We start from the raw sequence: 20,408 nt of genomic DNA on the forward strand, positions 1-20,408 counted from the left end.
CTTATACATCACACCATCACTTGGCAAAGTTTGTATGATCTTTTTACCAAACGCTTCTAGCTCAGCTGGTGCCTCAGCAACAACCATTCCTATAGGTTGCACAATATCTTCTTCATAATACTTTTTATTACCCGAGTTGTAATTGGTATGCTTCAACCCAAAAGGGTAGTAATGGTTTTCTTCCAATATTTTAAGAACTCTGTCTATTTTATCTACGCTATAACTCACTCTAATATTCCCTAAATGGTCGGTATAGTTATACACATAATTAAATTCAAACTTACTTCCTTGTTCATCACAGCGCCTACAATAACTCATATTCACATAACCCTCGGCATGTGGAAAAAAGTTTAACACCTCATTGGTATACTGAAACCCGTCTAGATAATCCGTCAGAGTTTCTGTATCAGCTTGGGTCACTTTCTTGCTTTTCTTTTGTCCTATAGCGTTATAAAGGTATTCAATTTTGTCGCCTGTTGCAAAATTTATTTGGGTGGGTAAGTTCAAATGATTGTAAACTATACTACTAATAAATTTATTCTCATCTTTAATCATATTACCATTAGCATCATAGGCATAATCAGCGGTACCAGTATTTTCGTCTTTAAACCCTTTAGGGTCATTTGTATTATCGGTCACATTCACCAACTGATTTTTTAGGTTATCATCATAGTCATACACTAAATCATCAATTTCCATAAAACCATAAATGTTAGAATCAAAATCGCCATTGCGTTTCAAACTCTTAATATTGCCGTTCTTGTCATAATCCATCTGTTCGTTATACATATTGGTAATAGGATTACTCAAAGCAGATAGTATCAAACATAAAAAAGACGAACTATATAACTCGCCTTTTTACTTTAAATTTTAATTATTTATTGATTTACAATTGGTTAAATGATTGAAAGTTGTTCATCACTAACTTTGGAATATTACCTTTTTAAAACTGATTTACAAAAGATTACCTTTTTGCAAAATGTCTAACACTAACTTTGGAACATTACCATCTATTTTAGTGCTCACTTTATTCTATGAGTAGTTTTGCTTTAATGATGTCTTTTTCAATATATTTCCCTTCTAAGTAATGTTTACCTAATATCTTTTTACATTCTTTATTGCCTTTTTCAGCTCCCTTTTTTAAATAATCTAAAGCCATTTCTCTAGTAACTGGGTCTAAATCTTGTAATTCAGAAACACCCATTTTATGGTCTTGACTTGTCAAAGCTTCATAAACATTAAGATAAGCCAAATGATATTCATATTTATTTGCCATTATTAAAGCAGGATAAAGAATACCATCTATGGAGTAATCCATATAGTAATCGTTTAAATTAGAATATGCACTAGTATCTCCTTTAGTTAAAGCCTCTTTTATATAATATTCTCTGTCATTTAAAGTTATAGTATTTATTGGAGTACCTTTCTTTTTATTACTACATCCAAATATCAACATTATAGTAAATACAATACTGAATAAATTAATTGTTAGCTTCATAATTATTTTTTTTCGTTAAATCATCCCACCAACTAGGATTATTAGTAGGTGTCCAATTACCTTTATAACTTCTAATTAATTCTCCATTTTTAAATACATTCCAATTCCCAGGTGTATCAGACATGCTATGGTCTTTAGCATCTGCTTTATATTCATCATTAGAGCCAGCATATTCAGCTTCATAAGTTCCAACAAGCCCCAATAGCGCATTCTATGTTAAAAAACAAATCTAACAAAATAACTTCTACTCATTATCCAAATTAGTATAATTCCAATGTAATTTTATAAAAAAATCTGCAAAAGGTTACCATATTAGAATAAAAAAATCCCGAAGCATAACTTCGGGATTTTCTTTATGAAACGTAGAACGATTAATAAAAATCAGCTCTGTTGTCTTGGATGTCCGCATCGTTTTTCAACGCTTGCATGAATCTTCCAGCGTTACCTACAACTTGTGGTTTTAATTTGGCAACGTAGTCAGTATATTTAGCAATCTTAGGAGCTTTAGTTACTACTTTAGTAGCAATAACATACACACCAGAATTCCCTTCAATAGGTTTTGAAACTTGACCTGCTTTAGATGAAAACGCAGTTCCCACAACTTTTGGTTCAAATCCTGCACCAGGAACTGAAGGATTTTCGATTGTTAAATCCAAAGCATTTTGAACCGTTACTTTGTTTGAAGCAGCAATAGTAGCTAATGAAGTTCCATTCATTTTAGCTTTAATTTTTTCCGCTTTCTTTTTGTTCTTTAAAATTGGCTCAACTTGTGGTCTTCCTTCTTCAACTGCCATTAAACCTTTTTCGTTTATTTTTTTCAATTTAGCAATTACGTGACCAACGTTTACAATTTCAAAACGTTTTACACTGCCTATTTTGGTGCCACTTTCAAATGCCCATTTCACAATTTGCCTTTGATTGTTAACAGAACCAAAGTTCTCATCAATAGCTTTAACTCTAACAGATGGATTTACAGTCAACTTCATTGTTTTGGCTAAAGCGGCAAAATCTTTAGTAGCAGCATCCATTTCAAATTTGGTTGCTTGGGTATATGTTTTATCATTAGTTGCTTCTGATGGCTCAATTTTTTGTGCAATAGTAGCTAATTTTACAGCATCTTGCTTGTCCGTAACATTAATAATATGGTACCCAAATTCGGTTTCTACTAAACCAATTTTTCCAATTGGATTATTGAATACAAAATCATTAAATGGTTTTACCATTTGTCCAGGTGCAAAATATCCTAAATCACCACCTTGTTGTGCAGAGGAGTCATCAGAGTTTGACATTGCCAAAATCATAAACATAGATGGATTAGCTAAAGCTTGGGCTAGCAAACCTTCAGCTTTTGCTTTGGCTTGTTCTTTAGTTCTCTTTTCTTTTTTGTTTGGAACTTGTGTACCTTCCCAGCTAATTAAGATGTGGCTTGCTTTTGATTTTGCGCCTGCTTTTCTTCCTAAGGATTTAGAAATACAGTAATAATTATTGTACATATAAGGTCCATATATAGCACCAGTAGCCAAATTAAATAATTGTTCTGCATTTTCTGCTGGTAAATCTTGTTTGGCTACATAGGTTGAATCGAAAGGAATATCAGAATTCATGTTTACAAACTCAGCGTTGTTTGTAACCGATTGAAAACCCGGAATAGTATCATTTTTACCTGTTTCAGAATTGTAACGAACGCTTGGTAAAAGTAACGCATCTACATTTTTCTTAATTTCGGCTTCGTCTTGTGCAGATGGTTTTTCTTCTATAAGCACATAATCCAACTCACGAGATTCTTCCGATTTGAATTTCTTTTCTTTAGTTTTCATGTAAGCAACAATCTCGTCATCAGTAATTTTCACATCGCTATCTTTAATACTTGAGAAAGGAACAGCAACAAAATCAAAAGTAACTTTGTTAGTTTCTGCTTCATATTTCATTTTCCCTTCAGCATCAGTAGTAAACATTGCGCCTTTCACTAAGGAATTGTATATTTGATACTTGGCATTAAGTTCAGCATCTTTTTCTCTTTCTTTCAACATTTGAATCCCTTCAGGATTTGATTTGAAATACTCTTTGAATTTGTTCAAGTCAAATTTTCCTGCTGCATTTAAAAAAAGTTGGTTTTGACCAATATTTGGGTCAGCTTTGAAAACTTCAATTATGTGTTTTTCGCCAACGCGTAAACCCAATTTTTCGAATTCAGCGGTGAGCAATGCTACATTTACTTCTTGATTCCATACTTGATTTGAAGCTTGTAAAGCAGTCATGCTTTGACCATTTTGTTGATTCTTTTCAGTATTTGCAACTTTTACTCTAAATTCTTCAAAAGAAATATCTTTTCCATTTACACTTCCTACTTCTTTAGAGAAACTTTTCATACCGCTACTAAATAAATCTTGCACGACAAAAGCCAATAATGCAAAACCTATTGCTAGTAAAAGTAAACCCGAACGTTTTCTAATTTTTGATAAAACTGCCATTTCTATTCTTATTAATTTTTATTTTAGTTTGCGAAAATACAATTATATGTGAAATAATAATACTCACACCCTGATAATTTCATATATTTTTTGATTTTTTTTTGGAAATTAATCCAATATAGTCATTTTTACCAACTCAATTTTTTTGTTAGTTGCTTCTTCAATTAGAAATTGAAAATTTCCTATGTTTATTTGACTGCCTTTTTGTGGAATTTCTTTTGAAAAATCGACAATAAATCCTCCCAAAGTACTGTATGAATCACTCTCGGGAATATTCAATTTGTATTCCTCATTTAGATATTCAACATCCAATCGGGTAGAAAACAAATAGGTGGATTTGTCAAGTTGGTTTTCAATTAAAGATTCAACAGAGTCGTGTTCGTCTTCTATTTCTCCAAAAAGTTCTTCTACAATATCTTCCATAGTAATTATTCCAGATGTTCCTCCATATTCATCTAAAACCACAGCCACACTTTTTCTTTTTTTGGTAAGTAAATTCATGGTGTCTTTAATAAAAACCGTCTCGGGAACAAATTCAACAGGTATCATTACAGATTTTATGGTTCTTGGTTTTTTGAATAGTTCAAAGGAATGAATGTATCCTACAATGTCATCAAGTGTATTGTGATAAACTAAAATTTTAGAATAACCTGTTTTAATAAATAACTCTCTTAATTCCACTACCGAACTATACAAGTCAACAGCCACTATCTCTGTTCGAGGTGTCATAATATCTCTTGCTTTTACACCTGAAAATTCTAGTGCATTTTGAAAAATTTGAATTTCAGAGTCAATGTTTTCGTGGTCATCTATAGCATTCATCTGCTCTGAAATATAATTGCCTAATTCTACTTTACTGAAGGAAAGGGTAATTTGATCGCCTTCGGTTTTAAAAAATTTCTTCAACACATAATCAGATATTCCTAGTAAAGTAGATGAAAAGTAGTAAAACAATTTGTAGAAAAAATAAGCTGGTAGCGCAAAAATTTTGATAAAACTATTAGCATAAATCTGAAAAAACACTTTAGGTAAAAATTCAGATGTCATTAAAACAATCAAGGTTGAAATAGAAGTTTGAAGCAATAAATTAGACAAATCGGTGAAATGATAACCCAAATTTCTGAACCAATTCATTAATAAATCGCCCATAAAAAAACCATATACCACCATAGCAATGTTATTGCCAACGAGCATCGTAGCAATAAATTTCGAGGGCTTTTCAGTAAGCTTTGTCAGGATTTTTGAAATAAAATCGTCTTGTTTTTTTTCGATTTCAAGATAGATTTTGTTGGAAGAAACAAAAGCTATTTCCATCCCAGAAAAAAATGCGGAAAGTATCAAACACAGAATGATTATTCCGATTTCCATGGATTAAGGTTTTTTGTTATGATCTTCAAACTTTCTAGCAAACTTTCTTCTGAAGAAAAACATAAACACTCCTATTGCTGTAAATCCGAATCGTAAATAGGCACCTTCTTTATTTCCGGCATTGTATTCTCTGAAGCCATCAATTGCAAATAGTACTGCTGCAATCAAGTAAGCGTATTGGGTAAATTTTAAATAGTTCATAATTATTCTGATTGGACTTCTCCTGATATTTTTTGAGAGTTTACTTTTTTGAAGTCTTTACTAAAATCAATTCCTTCACCATATGAAACTCCTTTTGGAGATGTAAATTTAAACTTTTTTTCGGTAAAAAACCATTCATTTTTTTGGTCATAATACAATTGCTCAGTTTCCAACAAATCGCCGTTTTGATTGGATATCTTCACTTTTCCTTGTAAATCTATTATATTGGTAGCTTTGTGAGAAATGGCATAAGCAGCATCAATATAGGTTTCTTTGCCATTTTTATCATATAGCGTAAGGTGAATTCCATTAGGAAACTCAGTGTATGGAAATTCAACCGTGGCATAGTCAAGCATTTTTGGACTAATTAAATTGGCTGTAATTCTACCTGAGTCTGTATATTTTAAGTTAATTGAATCAGCATCGCCACTGGGAGCAAATTCAGAAACCCCCATTTTTTGCACGTCTTTAAAATTACTTTCGCAGGAAAGAATGGTGAGGCAAAAAAATACCGCAAAGAAAAAAGGAACACTATTTCTAGAAAACCATTTCATTATTTAGATGGAAAAGTTACGGTTTCATTAATCCAACAACCAATGTTTAGTGATTTTCCATTCATTTTTGCTTTATTAATTTCGTCTTGAGTTAGCGATTGTGAAGCATAATTAGCCACCATTTTATCTGCCGTTGGTTGTAATTTTGGGTCCGCTAAATTCGCCTTTCTTAGGGTTTGAATAGCCAAATAAACAACTGCTTTTTTTTCAAAATCTGTTTTTCCACATTCCTCTTTACTTGAAGCATAAAGCTCTGCTAAAAACAAATGGGCTTTTCCCATTTTTGGATCAAAGCTAATGGCTTTGTTTAGATATTCTTTTGATTTAGCTTTTTCGCCACTCACTAAACCGGTAGCCAATGTATAGTAAACAGTTGCTTTTTCAATGGGATTGGTATGCAATTGTGCCGATTCTTCATAAAAACGAATCGCTTCGGGGAATTTTTTTTGCTTCAACGAAGCTAATGCCATGAAGTAAGCCGTTTGTGGTGTAACTTGTAAAGCATACAATTTTTCAGCCATGGTATTGAATATTGGTTTAGCACTACATTTTCCAGAAAGATTGTTTAAAGCAGTTGATAACCAAGCTATATTTTCTTGATTTGCTTCATATTTTTTTTCATAATAAGCACTTAAATTATCACAGCTTGCAATGTCTTTTGCCAAAGCATTTATTCCACGTTGGGCAGTTGTATAATCTTCTATTTTTTCAGGATGCGAAATTTGTAATTGGGAAAGTAATGAATTTACCAAAGTATATTTTTCAAGAACTACATCTGATGAAATTTTTATATCAGTTGCCTTGTATTTTTCAATGTACATACTGAAATAGAGATAAATAGCATTGGCATTGGTGATACTATTTGGAGCGTGTAAAAAACCACTTTCAAGCAAACCGAAGATTTCTGCTTTTGCATCAATTTTATTATCATATAAAGTCATGGCTTTGTTAACTTCAAAATCGGCTGTAGTTAAAGGGAAATTTTTATTGTATTGGTCATACAATTTCATTTTATCGCGAACTAAAGCTGTTTTTTCTTCATCATTAAAAGCATTATCAATTTTATATTGAAGAATAGAAAAACCATCAGTATAGATTGTTTCATTTTCTTTTGGGCAATTTTTTTTCACTTCGCTCCAAAGTTCAAAAGACTCAGTTATTTTTTTTGCCTTGTAAAGTTCTTGGTAAGCCGCCATTTTTGGCAAACAGTCATACTTTTGAGCATTCAAAATTGAAATAAAAAGAATGAATGCCAAAGAAAAGATAGTTTTCATATATGTAAAATTTATTTTTCAGAGGTCACATACCTGTCTGCCGACAGGCAGGTGGTATCGCCTTTTTATTGAATTGTATTTGTTTGCAACAAACTTTTTTTAGTGGCGATTTCATAACTGTGGGTTTTAATCAAATTTACGTTTTACGAACCATCTATCGTTAAATGATAATCCAACAACAAAGTTGATATAGTTTTCTTCTACTAAGTTATTATATTTTGTGCCTCTTTTTCCGATTTCAACAGCAATATTAATATTTGAAAAAGTACCATTTATAGGTAAACCTAGACCAAAAGTTCCAGCAAAATCAGTAATTGACTTATTTTGAATAACTAAACCTGTGTTTTCATAACGCAATCCAGCTCTATAGGTAACTCTTTTGAAATAATTGGAATAAGAATTATAATTTGGAATATAATAACCACCTAAGTTATAACGGACAGTATTTTCAAAAAAGGCATCATCTATATCGTTAAATCGATTTGACATTACACTATTTTCAATTAAAGAGATTTCGCCACCAATTAACCAATTTTTCACTCTTCCATAACCAGTACCAAAGGTTAATTTTGATGGAATTTTAATATTGGTGTCTTCCACATTAATATCCTCAGATTCAATAACACCAACAGCGCCTGAATTTAAAAATTGAATAATTTCAATACTTCGTGCATTGTTAAGTTTCATTTCTGATTGAGGTGTGTAAGTTAAGCTACTGAAAAAAGAACGATTGCCTTTGAGTTTTGTTTGATAGGTAATCCCAAAATCGGCATTTAATCCTTGTAAGTTTGAATTATTTTTCTCTCGCGTTCCATATTGAACGGTATTTATAAATCTCAAACTTGTTGTTTCAATCGTTCCAAAGTTGTATTGAATATCAACACCAATATTAATTTTTTTGGTCAATTGATAACCTGCACCAGCAAAGACTCTAGTAACACCACCAACACCACCATATCTTGAAAAAACAGGAGTTGCGTCGGATGATATATTTTGAATTTTATATCCTACAGAGGAATAGGGATAAAGTGCAATAGCGAAACCCAGTTTACCAGCAGGAATACCAACCGCAAAATAATCAAGTGTAGTACGTTTAGATCTTTGCTCTTGGGTTTCTGTTTTATAATTAGTTGTGTTGTAAGTTCCTGCAACGCCAAAAGTGGTATATTTAAGACTTGCGAAGTGAGCAGGATTTTGAATATTTATATGAATACTATCAGGGAAAACAGAAATTCCTCCCATAGCACGAGTATCAACTGTACCTTTAAATCGTATATCGCCAATTCCATAAAATGAATAAGCTGATGATGTTCCTTCTTGAGTTAAAGCAGTAAATGAAATTAGTAAACATAAGCTTACTATAATTTTTTTAATCATTTTTGATTGTATTGAAAAGTTTGGTTCAAACTTTCAAGTAGAAAATTTGAATTGGCAAAGATGGTATTTTTTAATCGTTTAGCCAAAAAATCTCCATCGCCACCCGTTAAAATTATGATAAATTTAGCGTATTGGTCTTTGTATTGTTTGATAAAACCATCTATTTCAAAAATTACGCCATTAACAACTCCAGAGTGTATTGACTCTTGAGTTGAATTTCCAATAGTATTTTCGGGATATTTTTTGGTGAGTAAAGGTAATTTTGCTGTATGCTGGTGCAAAGCTTCGTAGCGCAGTCTTATTCCAGGAGAGATGGCACCACCAAGATAGTTGTTTTTAGAATCAATGAAATCATAAGTAATGCATGTTCCCGCATCAATTACTAATCTATTTTGATTTGGAAATTGTAAAACAGCACCAGCTGCTAAAACCATTCTGTCAATACCAAGAGTATCTGGCGAAGCGTACAAATTATGAAATGGAAACTTACTTTCATGTGAAAGGAAGATTACAGCAACTTTATTCTCATAAAACAATACATCTTTTTTTTCAATATTTCCAACGGAAGCGACTATGATAGTTGCTATTTTTGGATGTAATTGTAAAAGAATACCAATTCGTGATTGCAACTTGTCATTATTGAAATCTAGTTGCTCTAAAAGTATATTATTTTCAAATACACCCGCTTTAATTCTTGTATTTCCAACATCAATGGCTAAAAGCATATATCGGTTTTTGATAGGGCTAATGTACGAATAGTTTTTTTTTAGTATTTGTTTTGGATAAATTAAAAATCGTTCTATATTTGCACCCGCATTAAAAAGGTACCTTAGCTCAGTTGGTAGAGCAATGGACTGAAAATCCATGTGTCCCTGGTTCGATTCCTGGAGGTACCACGTAAACCCATCACTAAAAAGTTGATGGGTTTTTTGTTATCTTTATAAAATGCATTGTTTATACATTCTTTTTTCAAAAACTGTAAATAAATACTATGTTGGCGAAAGTCACAATGTAGCAGAAAGAATATTGAAACATAATAATCATTCTTATTCGGGTTCTTTCAGTAAGATTGCAAATGATTGGGAACTTTGCTTAAAGTTAGATTTTGATAAAAAGAGTGATGCTGTTTATCTTGAAAAATTTATTAAAAGAATGAAAAGTAAAATTTTTATACAACAAATAGTTTCTAATCCTGATATTCTTATAGATATTCTGTCTAAAAAAGAAGCATAATCCATGTGTCCCTGGTTCTCCCGAAGCGTCGGGACTGGAGGTACCACAAAAACCCATCACTAAAAAGTTGATGGGTTTTTTGTTATCATGAACTTCGTGTAGAATCTTCGTGTCTTCGTGGTTAATCTGTTGAACTATTAATTTCGTCTCGTAACTTTTTGGTCAAACTTTTAAAAACCAAATCATAAGAATGATTAATTAACTCACAAATCATCTTATCCGAAACATCGCTTTTAAAATCAACTGTTATCCAATGTATTTTACTCATGTGATAACCCGGTTTTATCGCTTCATATTGGGCACGTAATTCCTCTGCTCGTTCTGGGTCGCATTTTAAATTTAAAGATGGTGTTCCGTTTTCCCATTCTTTAATTGAAGTCAGACAAAACATTTTTCCACCCACTTTAAAGACCAAAGTGTCTTCATCAAACGGAAAATGTTCGGTCACCGCTTTTTTGGAGAGACAAAATTCATAAAGTTGTTGGATGTTCATGACAATTAAAGATTGTTGATTTATGAAATTTTGATTTATGAAATTTTTATAACTTTTTCCATCATTTTTTCAGGATGAGCTAACGGTGTAAATCCAAATTTCTCATATAAAAAATGGGCATCTGAGGTTGCCAAACGCCAAATTTTGACTTGCTGTAATTTTGGTTCGTTCATCATTGCCTCAATCAAGATGGATGAATATCCATTTCCACGATATTTTTTATCAATAAATACATCCATTAAATAAGCAAAAACCACATAATCGGTAACTACTCTGGCAAATCCAATTTGTTTCTCATCTAAATAAATTCCGAAGCAAAACGAAGCGTCAATGGTGGTTTGTACTTCATCCATTGTTCGTCCTGCTGCCCAATAAATGTCCTTCAAAAAGTTTTGAATAAATGGAACATCCAATTTGTTTTTATCTGTGGAAACGGTTATCATTAGTGGTCAGTGGTCAGTTTTTAGTAATCAGTTAATACGTTTTCAAGTTCAAGTTAAGTTTCAAGTTGTCAGCTATTTTACTGAACACTATTTTCTGAACAGTGAACACTATAAAGAATTGGTTTACTAGGCGAAGCATCATTTTCAAACGACGCCATTTGTAAGTTTAAAACATAACTCCCGTCTTGAATAGTATCATCTACAAAAATCATCTCAGTAATCGTACAATCTAGTCTAGCATCAGTATTGAGATTATTGACATCTTTCACATTCCAAAACGCTTTGTGTGCCAATAATCTTCCTTCGTCTTCTTCCCTATCCACACTTGGCAAATCAATTAATAAATGTTTAATTCCAATATCTCGAACGAATATTGCAGCATCCTCAGCCAAATAAGGTGGATTGGTTTTAGAATAATTTTTATGTTTTTTTTCTTCAAGATTTGGTAATGTTCGGATGATAAGTGCTTCTGGATTTTGGATTTGATTATGTGATTTCTCCTTCGTCGAAATGACAAAATGATGTTGAATTTGTTCTTTTGTTATTACTAAATCGCCATTTATGTTTTCTGGTGTAATGGAAATCAATTCGGCCGTAAAGAAAAACTGTTTCAAACATTGATTTATAGAATAAAATTCCCGTGTAATGTGCCCCAAACATTCCGTATGTGTACCATGCCCATGAGGATTAAAGAAAATATTGTTAAAATTGGTCGAGCTTCCTTGTGACACTTTTCCAATCCATTCCGAACCTTCGGAACCAAAACGAACGGGCTCGATAACTGGTTTTTCCAAATACCAAGCAATAGGGTTTTGGTCTGTATTGGATAACGGAATGGAAATATCAAGAGGTTTTGATAAGTCGATTTCGAATTGATTATCTATGAAAGCTAGCATAATTGAACGCGGATTTTACTGATATTATAACGCGGATTTTAACAGATTTTATCAGCGGTGCTTGCATCCGTTCTATCAGCGTTCCTATTTCATTCCAAATTTAACAAAAATAAGTCTGATGCAATTCCATCACTCAAAAACTTAGCATTTACGGAATGGATATATCAATAGGTTTTGATAAGTCGATTTCGATGTTATTAATTATTGCTTTCAAATTTTAACCATTAAGGAATTAAGAAATTCACATTAAGCTTAGTTAAGACTTAATGAAAACCTTAATTAATCTTAACTTCTTAATGTTAAATCATTCCAAATTTAACAAAAATAAGTCTGATGCAATTCCATCACTCAAAAACTTACCACTTTTGGTTGTCCGCAAAATGTTATCATCCACAAAAAGCAAATGATCTTCGATGTATTTCGCCGCTTGTTGGTTTAAATAATCCAAATAGGTTTTCCCAAATTCGGTTGCAATTCGGTCTAAAGAAATTCCCCAAATAGTTCTCAAACCTGTCATTACATATTCGTTGTAACGGTCGGTTTTAGTTAAGGTTTCTGTTTCTAAAGGCAATTTATTTTCTTGAATTGATTTCAGATAAAGTGCATTATTGGACACATTCCAACCGCGTTTTTCACCATCATAACTATGCGCTGATGGACCAATTCCGATGTATTTTTTGCCCAACCAATAACTCGAATTGTTTTTAGAAAAATAGTTTTCTTTCCCAAAATTGGACAATTCATAATGGATAAACCCATTTTCTTCTAGTTTATCCACCAGTAAATGAAAATGTTCTTGTGCCACCTCATCATCAAGCTGTGGAATAATCCCTTTTTGGATAAAGGTGTGCAATGCTGTTTTGGGTTCTACGGTCAAAGCATAACTCGAAATATGTGGAATGTTATAAGACAAAGCCGTTTCAATGTTTTGCAGCCATTTTTCGTTGCTCATATTAGGCATGCCATAAATCAAATCGATCGAAATATTATCAAAATATTGTGTGGCGATTTCTAAACAACTCTTTGCCTCTTCCGAATTGTGTGCTCGGTTCATCAGCTTTAAATCGTCTTCAAAAAAAGATTGAATTCCGATAGAAAGACGGTTAACTCCTATTGCTTTAAATTCTTTAAAGAGATTCCTCGTTCCTCGGAATGACAAGATTGGGGTTAAATCATCGGGGTTGGCTTCTAGGGTTATTTCGGGATTATCAACAACTTTGTAATTTCGATACACTTCATCAATCAACAATCGAATATCTGCAATCTGCAATATCGATGGCGTTCCACCACCAAAATAAATGGTTTCAACTGCATCATCTTGAAATTCACTTTTACGCATTGCAATTTCTTTGGCCAAAGCCAAAACCATTTTGTCTTTCTTCTTCAATGAAGTCGAAAAATGAAAGTCGCAATAATGACATGCTTGTTTGCAAAATGGGATGTGGATGTAAATGCCGCTCATTTTAATATTTAGTAACTAAAACAACAAAATCGAAAAATTCTTACTGATTTTTATACTATTCTTTGTAAAAATAATCTAATTTCAATTTAAAATTATATTTTAGCCAAAAACTAAAACCAAATATTTATGAAAAAAATTTCAATTCTTTTTTTGGCATTGTCATTTGCTGTAACTTCATGTTCATCTTCTGATAATAGCTCAGATGTCCCACAATTTGCAATGACAGCAAAAATTAATGGTTCAACTTTTGAGGCCAACAACCCTTTTGGCACAAATCTCTTTTCAGATAGCAATATTTGGTCTTACTATCCAATAGAAGATTATGTTATGCTGCAAGGTAGAGCTGGTGGTACTTTTGGAAACCCTGAAATTAATCTTTGGCTTAAAAGATCTCAAATTGCTGTAGGCACTTACACTTTAGCGCCTGAGACTTTTGATACTCCAGCTTCACATTATATTGACTTAATTGACAATAGTAACTCTGAAAGTGAAAAAACCAAATCTGGAACTATTGTAATAACTGAAGTAAATAGCTCTTCAAAAATTGTTAAAGGTACATTCCAATTTACATCAACAGATGGTGATCAAAATGACCCCGCATCTATAGTAAATGCAAATGTAACAGAAGGAACTTTCCGTTATAAATACGAAAACTAAAAATATAAAATAGCATGAGAAATTCTCATGCTATTTTTTTATACTTTCCTTGTCCTGTTTTAGTGAAGTCGAAAAATGGAAGTCGCAATAATGACAAGCTTGCTTGCAGTAAGGTATGTGAATATAAATGCCAGACATAAGTCTGGCATTTATATTAATTTGTAAAAGGTTAAAGCTTAAAAATTAGTTTTAAAAGTTCCATTAGTAACTTGGATTGAGCCAGAACTATTTGTTGCTGTTAGACTAAATGTCCCTTCAATTATTCTGATAAAACTTGAAACAATTGTATTTGATGTTATAGTTAATGTTCCAGTTGTTTGATAGAAATCATATTCTTTAGTTGTAGTATTAAATTTGGCGAAACCAATTTTATTTGAACTATTATTAGTAAATGTATATGTACCCGTTCCGATAGTCTCTTCTGTTAAGTTCATAACAATCATTTTGTCATCGTCACTAATAAATTTTCTATCAACATTTGAAAATCCATTGTCCCAAAAGTCAGTTTCGTACCAATCTTGACCAGCAATTTTACAGAACAAACCTGTTCCAGTTATTAAAGGAGTTTGGTTAATATATTCAGTGTCAAAACTTCCTGATATTGTTATACTTCCTGAGTTAAGATCGTTCTCATTAGTATATAATGTTCCGTTATAAGTTACTTTCACTCTATTTGTACTTTCATTTAATGAAACTATGTTGAAAGTAAAATAATTTGATTTGAAGTATTGATAATTATAATATGAATCGCCATTTTCAGTATCATATAATACAGATTCTAAATCACCAAATTTATTAAATAATAGTTCAATTGAAGAACCATTGCTACCAATTGCTGAAATAGCTATTGTTCTTTCACTTTTTTGAGCAAAAACATTACTTAATGTTACCGGATTTCCATTTACGGTTAAAGCAGCTGAATCAGAATTTTCTCCATCACTATCAGAAGAACAAGAAAAAACACCAATAGCTAATACTAAAAGACAAATAAGTTTAAAATTTTTCATTTTTAAGTTTTTAAATAATTAATGCAATTATAAAAAAAATTACTGATATTTCTTAAAATTAATCTTTTTTTTTCAAACACTAAAATTAAAACAATAAAAAGAAATCTCACTATTATTGGCTAAAGCCAAAACCATTTCGCCTTTCTTATTCAGTGAAGTCGAAAAATGAAAGTCGCAATAATGACATGCTTGTTTGCAGAAAGGTATGTGGATGAAAATGCCGCTCATTTTGAAGTGTTCAGTTTTCAGTTATTAGTATTCAGTTTGATATTAGTGATTTTTAAAACCAAATTTTTCAGGATTTAATATCATATAATTTATCAATCTACCTACTTCTTCAGACTTTTCAACTATTTGTTGATACATTTCATTTGTAATATAATTGCATGCTAAAGAATATTCTAACCAACCTTGTGTTTCGGAGTTTTCAGCATCGGCATCAGTTAACTTACTATGAAAATACTTTGGATATTCTCTTTTTCTATAAGCTTCAGAAATAGTAATAGTGACGCTTCTTGAACTTCTTCTAATTTGGTCTGTCAATGAATATGTTTCTTCCTTTGGAAAACTTTTAGTTAGTTCAAAAATTTCCATGGCAACCTCAAACCCTTTTTTATAAGCTAATAAATCTTGAAATCTCATACGTAAATTTTTAAACTGAACACTGAAAAACTGAGCACTGAACACTACTTCTTTATTCGCTCTTCATTCTGTTTCACAAAAGCATCCCAACCCGTATAACTTTTTTCTCCAACGGTTTTTCCAGAGTTGAAAAAATGACAAACGGCAGCAGCCAAACCATCGGTAGAATCAAGATTTTTGGGTAATGTTTTTAACCCCAATAGTTGCTGGAGCATTTTTGCTACTTGCTCTTTGCTGGCATTTCCGTTTCCGGTGATGGCCATTTTTATTTTCTTAGGTTCGTATTCGGTTATGGGAATGTCTCTCGAAAGTCCGGCTGCCATTGCCACGCCTTGTGCTCTACCTAATTTTAACATCGATTGTACATTTTTGCCAAAAAATGGTGCTTCAATAGCTATTTCATCTGGATGATGGGTGTCGATAAGTTCAATAGTTCTCTCGAAAATGATTTTTAATCGTTGGTAATGATTGTCATATTTGGATAATTGTAGTTCATTCAACTGAATGAATTCCATTTTTTTGTTGATGACTTTTATCAACCCAAAACCCATAATGGTGGTTCCAGGGTCAATTCCTAATATGATGCGTTCGTTTGCCATAATTTTTTTGCCACAAAGGCACTAAGTCACGAAGTTTATTTGTTATTTTACGAATTAAATTTAGTAACACTTTTAATTCCCCCTTTGGGGGCAAGGGGGCTAATGATTTCAATTCCTCACAAAGCTAAGCAATTCCTCGTTTTTCTGGTCAAACTTTTGATTGTATCTGCTGCTTTTTATTTCATATACAATCAATTGGCAAATAATGACCAATTAGACTGGGAAAAGTTCATCACCTTAGTCAAAGAAAAACAATCAATACTTGGAATATTATTTTTGCTTTCCTTCAGTGTTGCCAATCGGTATTTGGAAATTTTAAAATGGCAAAATCTGGTTTCTTTTTTAAAACCTATTTCACTTGGCGAATCGACGAAGCAAGTGCTTGGTGCATTAACCGCAGGGATTTTTACGCCAAATGGGTTAGGCGAATACGCAGGAAAAGCATTGTATTTCGATAAAAAGAAAACCAAAAAAGTCATTTTCTTGAACCTCATCTGCAACGGAATTCAAATGATTTTGACTGTCATTTTTGGAACTATTGGACTTTTTATCCTTGGCTATTGGAAATGGGCTTTGGCTATTGTCGGTTTGTCTATTTTCTTTATTCTATTTTCTTTTCTTTCAAAAAAAGTCAAAATAAAAGGTTATTCCATCGAAAAACTATTTCAGAAAATCAACGAAATACCAAAGTCAATTCATCAAAAAAATATATTTTTAGGAACGCTGCGCTATTTCGTTTTTTCGCATCAATACTATTTTTTATTTCTGGCTTTTGATGTAGATTTACCCTATGTAACAATGATGGCAACCATTGCAACGGTATATTTTTTGGCTTCCTCATTACCGAGTTTTCAGTTTTTGGACTTTGCCGTAAAAGGAAGTGTTGCTGTTTTTTTCTTCGGAAAATTGGGTGTCAACGAATGGATTGTAGTTTTCATTAGTACGCTAATGTGGTTTTTGAATGTCGTATTGCCTGTCGTTATTGGAAGTTACTACGTCATGATTTTTAAGGTTTTGCCACAAAGACAATAAGTACAAAGATTGTAAACCATTAAAATTAAATTATTTGTTTTATAATTTTTGTAAATTCGTGTTAAATAGTAACTCATGATTGAAATTATACTGTTCGTTGTTTTAGTGATTTATGTTGTATTTATTTTGCAACTTATTATAGGTTTTGAAAAGGTCAAATCTTTTGTAAGAACCGATGAAAAACCTAAAACAGCTTTCACCATTATCGTTCCTTTTCGAAACGAAGAAAAAAATTTATCCAAGCTTTTACAATCCATTTCCAAACTCAATTATCCGTATAAGTTAATCGAAGTAATATTGGTTGATGATTTTTCTACGGATAGTTCAGAACGAATTTGCATTCGCTGGCGATTAGAGCATGAATATCTGGACACCACGCTTCTGGAAAATCTTCGGCTGTCCAATTCGCCCAAAAAAGATGCTATCGGCAGAGCGATGCCCATTGCCAAACACGATTGGATTATCACCACCGATGCCGATTGCATCGTCAATCCTAATTGGCTACTCACCATTGATAATTATATTCAAAATAATGATGCTGAAATGATTGTTGGTGCTGTCATTTATAAAACCAAAAACAACTGGTTTCATCATTTTCAACAACTCGATTTGCTGAGTTTGCAAGGAACTACGATTGGAAGTTTTGGCATCAATAAACCGTTTATGTGTAATGGTGCTAATTTTGCTTACACTAAAAAACTATTTCAAGAACTCGATGGTTTCAACGGAAATAACAAAATAGCCAGTGGCGATGACGTTTTTCTGTTGCAAAAAGCAGTAGCCAAAGTTCCCGAGAAAGTGCATTATCTAAAAAACACCGAAACTATTGTAAAGTCAAAGCCCGAAAACGATTTGTTCAAACTCTTTATGCAGCGTGTTCGTTGGGCAAGTAAAACTTCTAGTTATCAAAGTAGTTATGCCAAGTTTTTAGCAATTATTGTATTGTCAATGAACTTGAGTTTGGTTTGTGGTTTATGGTTTGTGGTTTATGGTTGCTGTAATTGGAAAATACTACTTATTCCTTTTCTAATAAAATATCTTGTTGATTATTGCTTGCTTTACAAAGCCAACAAATACTTACTAAAAGGGAAATGGTTGTTGCCTTTGGCTTCCAGTTTGCTCTATCCTTTCTACAGCAGTTTGGTTGGAATTTACTCTTTATTTGGAAGTTTTTCTTGGAAAGGGAGAACGTTTAAAAAGTAGCTACTCCTGCTTAATAATAACAGGCAACACAAATTGCGTTTTTACAGGAATACCTCGTTTAATCGCAGGGTTAACTTTTGGGAAATCCACCAATCGAGCATGAAGAATACTATCAATCTTAATAGTATCATACGCTACAGAATCCTTTGGGAATTGAGGTTCAAACTGTAGCATCGCGTTAGGCAAAACAGTAACCTTTACTTCTATCGTATCGAGCTGAGGAAACAAGTTAGACAGTGTATCCACTGCCAATTTCTCTTGAATAGTTGTTGTCAAAAAATCAAAAAAACATTGTTTCTGTAGTTCTTTATCTGTCAATTTTTCACAATCCACCACCGATGGATATTCATCTACTTCCTTCCAATTGATTTCCTTCATTTGTTGCTCCAACAACTCCTTTTCAGAAGGAACTTTCTTCTCAAAGTATTGGCAGGAAAAACAAAGTGTTATAAAAAATGAACCAATTGCTATTTTATTTTTAATCATTATAGGTAATGCTAAAAGTTTATTTTATAAACTTCGTGACAAATCGATTACACTTTAGAATGAAAATTCCTTTTGGTAATGTGTCATCAATAGTGTTAGTTCCGTTTTGTATTTTTATTGTCTTTATTTTCTGCCCGGTTATTGAAAACAAAACAACATCTAAATCATTTGGTAATCCAGAGCAATAAATTTGATTATTGTTGATTTGATAGACTTCAATTTTTGGAGATTCAATTGTATTATTATCTAAATTTTCCTGCTGAAAAAGCCATAAATAAGCAGCTGAAAATTCTCCACGCCAGTAGGTCTCAGTATGAGTTCCATAACTATCTATTTTACTAAATATATTTGAACTTGAAACACCTTCGTTTTGAAAAGTACTTTTTATTGCATTGATATTAGTCACCATAGTCGCCGACTCATTTTGTCCAGCTACAAAATATATCCTAGTATTTGATAAATCATTGTTATTGTTGGCAATATAGTTATTTAAATTCGTCAAAGCAAACCAATATGCAGGACTAAAACTTCCTATTTTATGAAAAGTTGTAGCGTATCTCACAGCACCATAAGTACTGATTAACGCACCCATTGAACTGCCAATTAAAGCATTAAATGCTGGTTGTGTTTTGGTTCTAAAATTAGCATCTATAAATGGTTTTAAAGTTTCTGCCACAAATTGCATGTAGGCATCGCCTTCACCACCACCATAGGATGGATTATTCCATGGAGAGTATTCGTTTAATCGTTGTGAACCACCATTATCAATTCCTACTACAATAGCACCATAATTGCCTTGATTGTGAAGTGTGTTTAATGTTTCGTCTACTTGCCATTCGCCTGAAAACGAAGTTGCGTTATCAAATAGATTTTGACCATCTTGCATATACAAAACAGGATAAGTTTTTGAGGTTGTATTGTAGTCAGGAGGAAGATAGAGCCATATTTTTCTGTTTCTATTTAATTGAGGTATAAAAAAATTGTTATTTAAAATTTGGACGTTTGAAGCTGCTGTGCTGGCATTTCCTGAACCAGAAATATCTTCCCATGATTGTATCGTTAGATTGAAGCTTTGCGGGTTGCCTGTGAAGGTAAATGTTCTGTTAGGCAGAAAACCTCCAGATGCATTTCCTTCAACTGTCGACCAACTTCCACCTCTTGTAAATTTAAAAGTGACTGTTCCTGTTCCTTCTGGTATCGTGATAACTCTTGCTCCCATTCCGTCTGGCTGAAGCAAATATTGCGTATTGGTTTCGTTCCAGCCATTTATACTTCCAATCAAATAAATTGAACTTCCAACGGGAGTGTTGTTAGGAATATTTGTTACTCGAAGTGTAACTTGTGATGAAGTATAATTAACAAATAATAAAGTTAAAATAACTAATGTTCTCATCTTAAAAATTTAATGCTAAAGTAATAAACAATTTTAAGGATTCTAACATGATTCAAAAACAAAAAAGGCATCTAAAATAAAAAACTCTCTCCCAAAATCTCAGGAGAGAGCTTTACCTA

General features: G+C 32.4%; 23 protein-coding genes and 1 tRNA gene. 5 read left to right on the forward strand and 19 right to left on the reverse strand.

Annotated elements, in window-relative coordinates:
- The 10 genes from ACK5ON_RS07585 to ACK5ON_RS07630 form a co-directional block, all read right to left on the reverse strand.
- Nucleotides 1-810: RHS repeat domain-containing protein (locus ACK5ON_RS07585; protein WP_409821373.1), on the reverse strand; the 810-nt coding region annotated here is incomplete at its 3' end.
- A 217-nt stretch (nucleotides 811-1,027) separates the two neighbouring features.
- The gene (locus ACK5ON_RS07590) at nucleotides 1,028-1,498 is read right to left on the reverse strand and encodes a hypothetical protein (RefSeq protein WP_409821375.1); all 471 of its coding nucleotides are present in this window, start codon (nucleotides 1,496-1,498) and stop codon (nucleotides 1,028-1,030) included.
- Complete coding sequence (locus tag ACK5ON_RS07595) at nucleotides 1,482-1,700, reverse strand: hypothetical protein (protein WP_409821377.1); 219 nt, start codon at nucleotides 1,698-1,700, stop codon at nucleotides 1,482-1,484. The genes ACK5ON_RS07590 and ACK5ON_RS07595 overlap by 17 nt, the downstream gene beginning before the upstream one ends.
- Nucleotides 1,701-1,869: 169 nt before the next feature.
- Nucleotides 1,870-3,969 carry a peptidylprolyl isomerase gene (locus ACK5ON_RS07600; RefSeq protein ID WP_409821379.1) on the reverse strand — a complete coding sequence of 700 codons (2,100 nt, stop codon included), beginning with the start codon at nucleotides 3,967-3,969 and terminating at the stop codon, nucleotides 1,870-1,872.
- Between the two features lie 108 nt (nucleotides 3,970-4,077).
- Nucleotides 4,078-5,337: a hemolysin family protein gene (locus ACK5ON_RS07605; RefSeq protein ID WP_409821381.1), complete on the reverse strand. Its 1,260-nt coding sequence runs from the start codon at nucleotides 5,335-5,337 to the stop codon at nucleotides 4,078-4,080.
- A 3-nt stretch (nucleotides 5,338-5,340) separates the two neighbouring features.
- Nucleotides 5,341-5,538 carry a hypothetical protein gene (locus ACK5ON_RS07610; RefSeq protein WP_396176199.1) on the reverse strand — a complete coding sequence of 66 codons (198 nt, stop codon included), beginning with the start codon at nucleotides 5,536-5,538 and terminating at the stop codon, nucleotides 5,341-5,343.
- A gap of 2 nt (nucleotides 5,539-5,540) precedes the next feature.
- The gene (lptC, locus tag ACK5ON_RS07615; RefSeq protein WP_409821383.1) at nucleotides 5,541-6,092 is read right to left on the reverse strand and encodes an LPS export ABC transporter periplasmic protein LptC; all 552 of its coding nucleotides are present in this window, start codon (nucleotides 6,090-6,092) and stop codon (nucleotides 5,541-5,543) included.
- On the reverse strand, nucleotides 6,092-7,366 hold the full coding sequence (locus ACK5ON_RS07620; RefSeq protein ID WP_396176203.1) for a tetratricopeptide repeat protein: 1,275 nt from the start codon (nucleotides 7,364-7,366) through the stop codon (nucleotides 6,092-6,094). Before ACK5ON_RS07620 ends, lptC begins: the two co-directional genes overlap by 1 nt.
- 126 nt (nucleotides 7,367-7,492) lie before the next feature.
- Nucleotides 7,493-8,743 carry a hypothetical protein gene (locus ACK5ON_RS07625; RefSeq protein WP_409821385.1) on the reverse strand — a complete coding sequence of 417 codons (1,251 nt, stop codon included), beginning with the start codon at nucleotides 8,741-8,743 and terminating at the stop codon, nucleotides 7,493-7,495.
- Nucleotides 8,740-9,468 carry a type III pantothenate kinase gene (locus ACK5ON_RS07630; protein ID WP_396176207.1) on the reverse strand — a complete coding sequence of 243 codons (729 nt, stop codon included), beginning with the start codon at nucleotides 9,466-9,468 and terminating at the stop codon, nucleotides 8,740-8,742. The genes ACK5ON_RS07625 and ACK5ON_RS07630 overlap by 4 nt, the downstream gene beginning before the upstream one ends.
- A 98-nt stretch (nucleotides 9,469-9,566) precedes the next feature.
- On the opposite strand from ACK5ON_RS07630, the gene ACK5ON_RS07635 reads away from it, so the two are divergent.
- Both ACK5ON_RS07635 and ACK5ON_RS07640 read left to right on the forward strand, forming a co-directional pair.
- Nucleotides 9,567-9,639, forward strand: a tRNA-Phe gene (locus tag ACK5ON_RS07635).
- A gap of 49 nt (nucleotides 9,640-9,688) precedes the next feature.
- The gene (locus ACK5ON_RS07640) at nucleotides 9,689-9,976 is read left to right on the forward strand and encodes a GIY-YIG nuclease family protein (RefSeq protein WP_396176208.1); all 288 of its coding nucleotides are present in this window, start codon (nucleotides 9,689-9,691) and stop codon (nucleotides 9,974-9,976) included.
- Between the two features lie 121 nt (nucleotides 9,977-10,097).
- On the opposite strand, the gene ACK5ON_RS07645 is transcribed toward ACK5ON_RS07640, so the two are convergent.
- The 4 genes from ACK5ON_RS07645 to hemW all read right to left on the reverse strand — a co-directional run bounded on the left by ACK5ON_RS07645 (nucleotide 10,098) and on the right by hemW (nucleotide 13,270).
- Nucleotides 10,098-10,469, reverse strand: coding sequence for an MmcQ/YjbR family DNA-binding protein (locus tag ACK5ON_RS07645; protein WP_409821388.1), 372 nt, complete (start codon nucleotides 10,467-10,469; stop codon nucleotides 10,098-10,100).
- Nucleotides 10,470-10,504: 35 nt separating this feature from the next.
- Nucleotides 10,505-10,912 (reverse strand): GNAT family N-acetyltransferase, encoded by a 408-nt coding sequence (locus tag ACK5ON_RS07650; protein ID WP_409821390.1) that lies wholly within the window; start codon nucleotides 10,910-10,912, stop codon nucleotides 10,505-10,507.
- A gap of 77 nt (nucleotides 10,913-10,989) precedes the next feature.
- Entirely contained in the window at nucleotides 10,990-11,808 is an 819-nt protein-coding gene (locus tag ACK5ON_RS07655) for a cyclase family protein (protein ID WP_409821392.1), read from the reverse strand.
- A gap of 304 nt (nucleotides 11,809-12,112) precedes the next feature.
- The gene (gene hemW / locus ACK5ON_RS07660; RefSeq protein ID WP_409821394.1) at nucleotides 12,113-13,270 is read right to left on the reverse strand and encodes a radical SAM family heme chaperone HemW; all 1,158 of its coding nucleotides are present in this window, start codon (nucleotides 13,268-13,270) and stop codon (nucleotides 12,113-12,115) included.
- 126 nt (nucleotides 13,271-13,396) lie between these two features.
- Here hemW and ACK5ON_RS07665 point away from each other — a divergent pair, with 126 nt between their 5' ends.
- Nucleotides 13,397-13,927 (forward strand): DUF6252 family protein, encoded by a 531-nt coding sequence (locus ACK5ON_RS07665; RefSeq protein WP_409821396.1) that lies wholly within the window; start codon nucleotides 13,397-13,399, stop codon nucleotides 13,925-13,927.
- A 176-nt stretch (nucleotides 13,928-14,103) separates the two neighbouring features.
- Here the strand turns inward: ACK5ON_RS07665 and ACK5ON_RS07670 are convergent, their stop codons facing one another.
- From ACK5ON_RS07670 to ruvC, 3 genes are all read right to left on the reverse strand, one after another.
- Complete coding sequence (locus tag ACK5ON_RS07670) at nucleotides 14,104-14,934, reverse strand: hypothetical protein (protein WP_409821398.1); 831 nt, start codon at nucleotides 14,932-14,934, stop codon at nucleotides 14,104-14,106.
- A 270-nt stretch (nucleotides 14,935-15,204) separates the two neighbouring features.
- Nucleotides 15,205-15,576, reverse strand: coding sequence for a four helix bundle protein (locus tag ACK5ON_RS07675; protein ID WP_409821400.1), 372 nt, complete (start codon nucleotides 15,574-15,576; stop codon nucleotides 15,205-15,207).
- 44 nt (nucleotides 15,577-15,620) lie between these two features.
- Complete coding sequence (ruvC, locus tag ACK5ON_RS07680) at nucleotides 15,621-16,175, reverse strand: crossover junction endodeoxyribonuclease RuvC (RefSeq protein ID WP_396176449.1); 555 nt, start codon at nucleotides 16,173-16,175, stop codon at nucleotides 15,621-15,623.
- Between the two features lie 102 nt (nucleotides 16,176-16,277).
- On the opposite strand from ruvC, the gene ACK5ON_RS07685 reads away from it, so the two are divergent.
- Nucleotides 16,278-17,207 carry a hypothetical protein gene (locus tag ACK5ON_RS07685; RefSeq protein ID WP_409821403.1) on the forward strand — a complete coding sequence of 310 codons (930 nt, stop codon included), beginning with the start codon at nucleotides 16,278-16,280 and terminating at the stop codon, nucleotides 17,205-17,207.
- Between the two features lie 75 nt (nucleotides 17,208-17,282).
- A complete protein-coding gene (locus tag ACK5ON_RS07690; RefSeq protein WP_409821405.1) occupies nucleotides 17,283-18,410 on the forward strand; it encodes a glycosyltransferase family 2 protein in 1,128 nt (375 codons plus the stop codon).
- On the opposite strand, the gene ACK5ON_RS07695 is transcribed toward ACK5ON_RS07690, so the two are convergent.
- Both ACK5ON_RS07695 and ACK5ON_RS07700 read right to left on the reverse strand, forming a co-directional pair.
- Nucleotides 18,411-18,896: a hypothetical protein gene (locus tag ACK5ON_RS07695; protein ID WP_409821406.1), complete on the reverse strand. Its 486-nt coding sequence runs from the start codon at nucleotides 18,894-18,896 to the stop codon at nucleotides 18,411-18,413. It abuts the gene before it with no gap.
- Between the two features lie 19 nt (nucleotides 18,897-18,915).
- Nucleotides 18,916-20,289, reverse strand: a complete 1,374-nt coding sequence (locus tag ACK5ON_RS07700) for an alpha/beta hydrolase-fold protein (RefSeq protein ID WP_396176676.1) — start codon at nucleotides 20,287-20,289, stop codon at nucleotides 18,916-18,918.
- Nucleotides 20,290-20,408 lie beyond the last annotated feature (119 nt).

It is taken from the genome of Flavobacterium sp., assembly GCF_046317795.1.
In the GTDB taxonomy this organism is placed as follows: Bacteria; Bacteroidota; Bacteroidia; order Flavobacteriales; family Flavobacteriaceae; genus Flavobacterium.

Excerpts from the sequence above, each read along its gene's own strand:
- ACK5ON_RS07590 (WP_409821375.1), bottom strand. The coding sequence starts at position 1,498 with ATGAAGCTAACAATTAATTTATTCAGTATTGTATTTACTATAATGTTG.
- ACK5ON_RS07600 (WP_409821379.1), bottom strand. The coding sequence starts at position 3,969 with ATGGCAGTTTTATCAAAAATTAGAAAACGTTCGGGTTTACTTTTACTA.
- ACK5ON_RS07605 (WP_409821381.1), bottom strand. The coding sequence starts at position 5,337 with ATGGAAATCGGAATAATCATTCTGTGTTTGATACTTTCCGCATTTTTT.
- ACK5ON_RS07610 (WP_396176199.1), bottom strand. The coding sequence starts at position 5,538 with ATGAACTATTTAAAATTTACCCAATACGCTTACTTGATTGCAGCAGTA.
- lptC (WP_409821383.1), bottom strand. The coding sequence starts at position 6,092 with ATGAAATGGTTTTCTAGAAATAGTGTTCCTTTTTTCTTTGCGGTATTT.
- ACK5ON_RS07620 (WP_396176203.1), bottom strand. The coding sequence starts at position 7,366 with ATGAAAACTATCTTTTCTTTGGCATTCATTCTTTTTATTTCAATTTTG.
- ACK5ON_RS07625 (WP_409821385.1), bottom strand. The coding sequence starts at position 8,743 with ATGATTAAAAAAATTATAGTAAGCTTATGTTTACTAATTTCATTTACT.
- ACK5ON_RS07630 (WP_396176207.1), bottom strand. The coding sequence starts at position 9,468 with ATGCTTTTAGCCATTGATGTTGGAAATACAAGAATTAAAGCGGGTGTA.
- ACK5ON_RS07640 (WP_396176208.1), top strand. The coding sequence starts at position 9,689 with ATGCATTGTTTATACATTCTTTTTTCAAAAACTGTAAATAAATACTAT.
- ACK5ON_RS07645 (WP_409821388.1), bottom strand. The coding sequence starts at position 10,469 with ATGAACATCCAACAACTTTATGAATTTTGTCTCTCCAAAAAAGCGGTG.
- ACK5ON_RS07650 (WP_409821390.1), bottom strand. The coding sequence starts at position 10,912 with ATGATAACCGTTTCCACAGATAAAAACAAATTGGATGTTCCATTTATT.
- ACK5ON_RS07655 (WP_409821392.1), bottom strand. The coding sequence starts at position 11,808 with ATGCTAGCTTTCATAGATAATCAATTCGAAATCGACTTATCAAAACCT.
- hemW (WP_409821394.1), bottom strand. The coding sequence starts at position 13,270 with ATGAGCGGCATTTACATCCACATCCCATTTTGCAAACAAGCATGTCAT.
- ACK5ON_RS07665 (WP_409821396.1), top strand. The coding sequence starts at position 13,397 with ATGAAAAAAATTTCAATTCTTTTTTTGGCATTGTCATTTGCTGTAACT.
- ACK5ON_RS07670 (WP_409821398.1), bottom strand. The coding sequence starts at position 14,934 with ATGAAAAATTTTAAACTTATTTGTCTTTTAGTATTAGCTATTGGTGTT.
- ACK5ON_RS07675 (WP_409821400.1), bottom strand. The coding sequence starts at position 15,576 with ATGAGATTTCAAGATTTATTAGCTTATAAAAAAGGGTTTGAGGTTGCC.
- ruvC (WP_396176449.1), bottom strand. The coding sequence starts at position 16,175 with ATGGCAAACGAACGCATCATATTAGGAATTGACCCTGGAACCACCATT.
- ACK5ON_RS07685 (WP_409821403.1), top strand. The coding sequence starts at position 16,278 with ATGATTTCAATTCCTCACAAAGCTAAGCAATTCCTCGTTTTTCTGGTC.
- ACK5ON_RS07690 (WP_409821405.1), top strand. The coding sequence starts at position 17,283 with ATGATTGAAATTATACTGTTCGTTGTTTTAGTGATTTATGTTGTATTT.
- ACK5ON_RS07695 (WP_409821406.1), bottom strand. The coding sequence starts at position 18,896 with ATGATTAAAAATAAAATAGCAATTGGTTCATTTTTTATAACACTTTGT.
- ACK5ON_RS07700 (WP_396176676.1), bottom strand. The coding sequence starts at position 20,289 with ATGAGAACATTAGTTATTTTAACTTTATTATTTGTTAATTATACTTCA.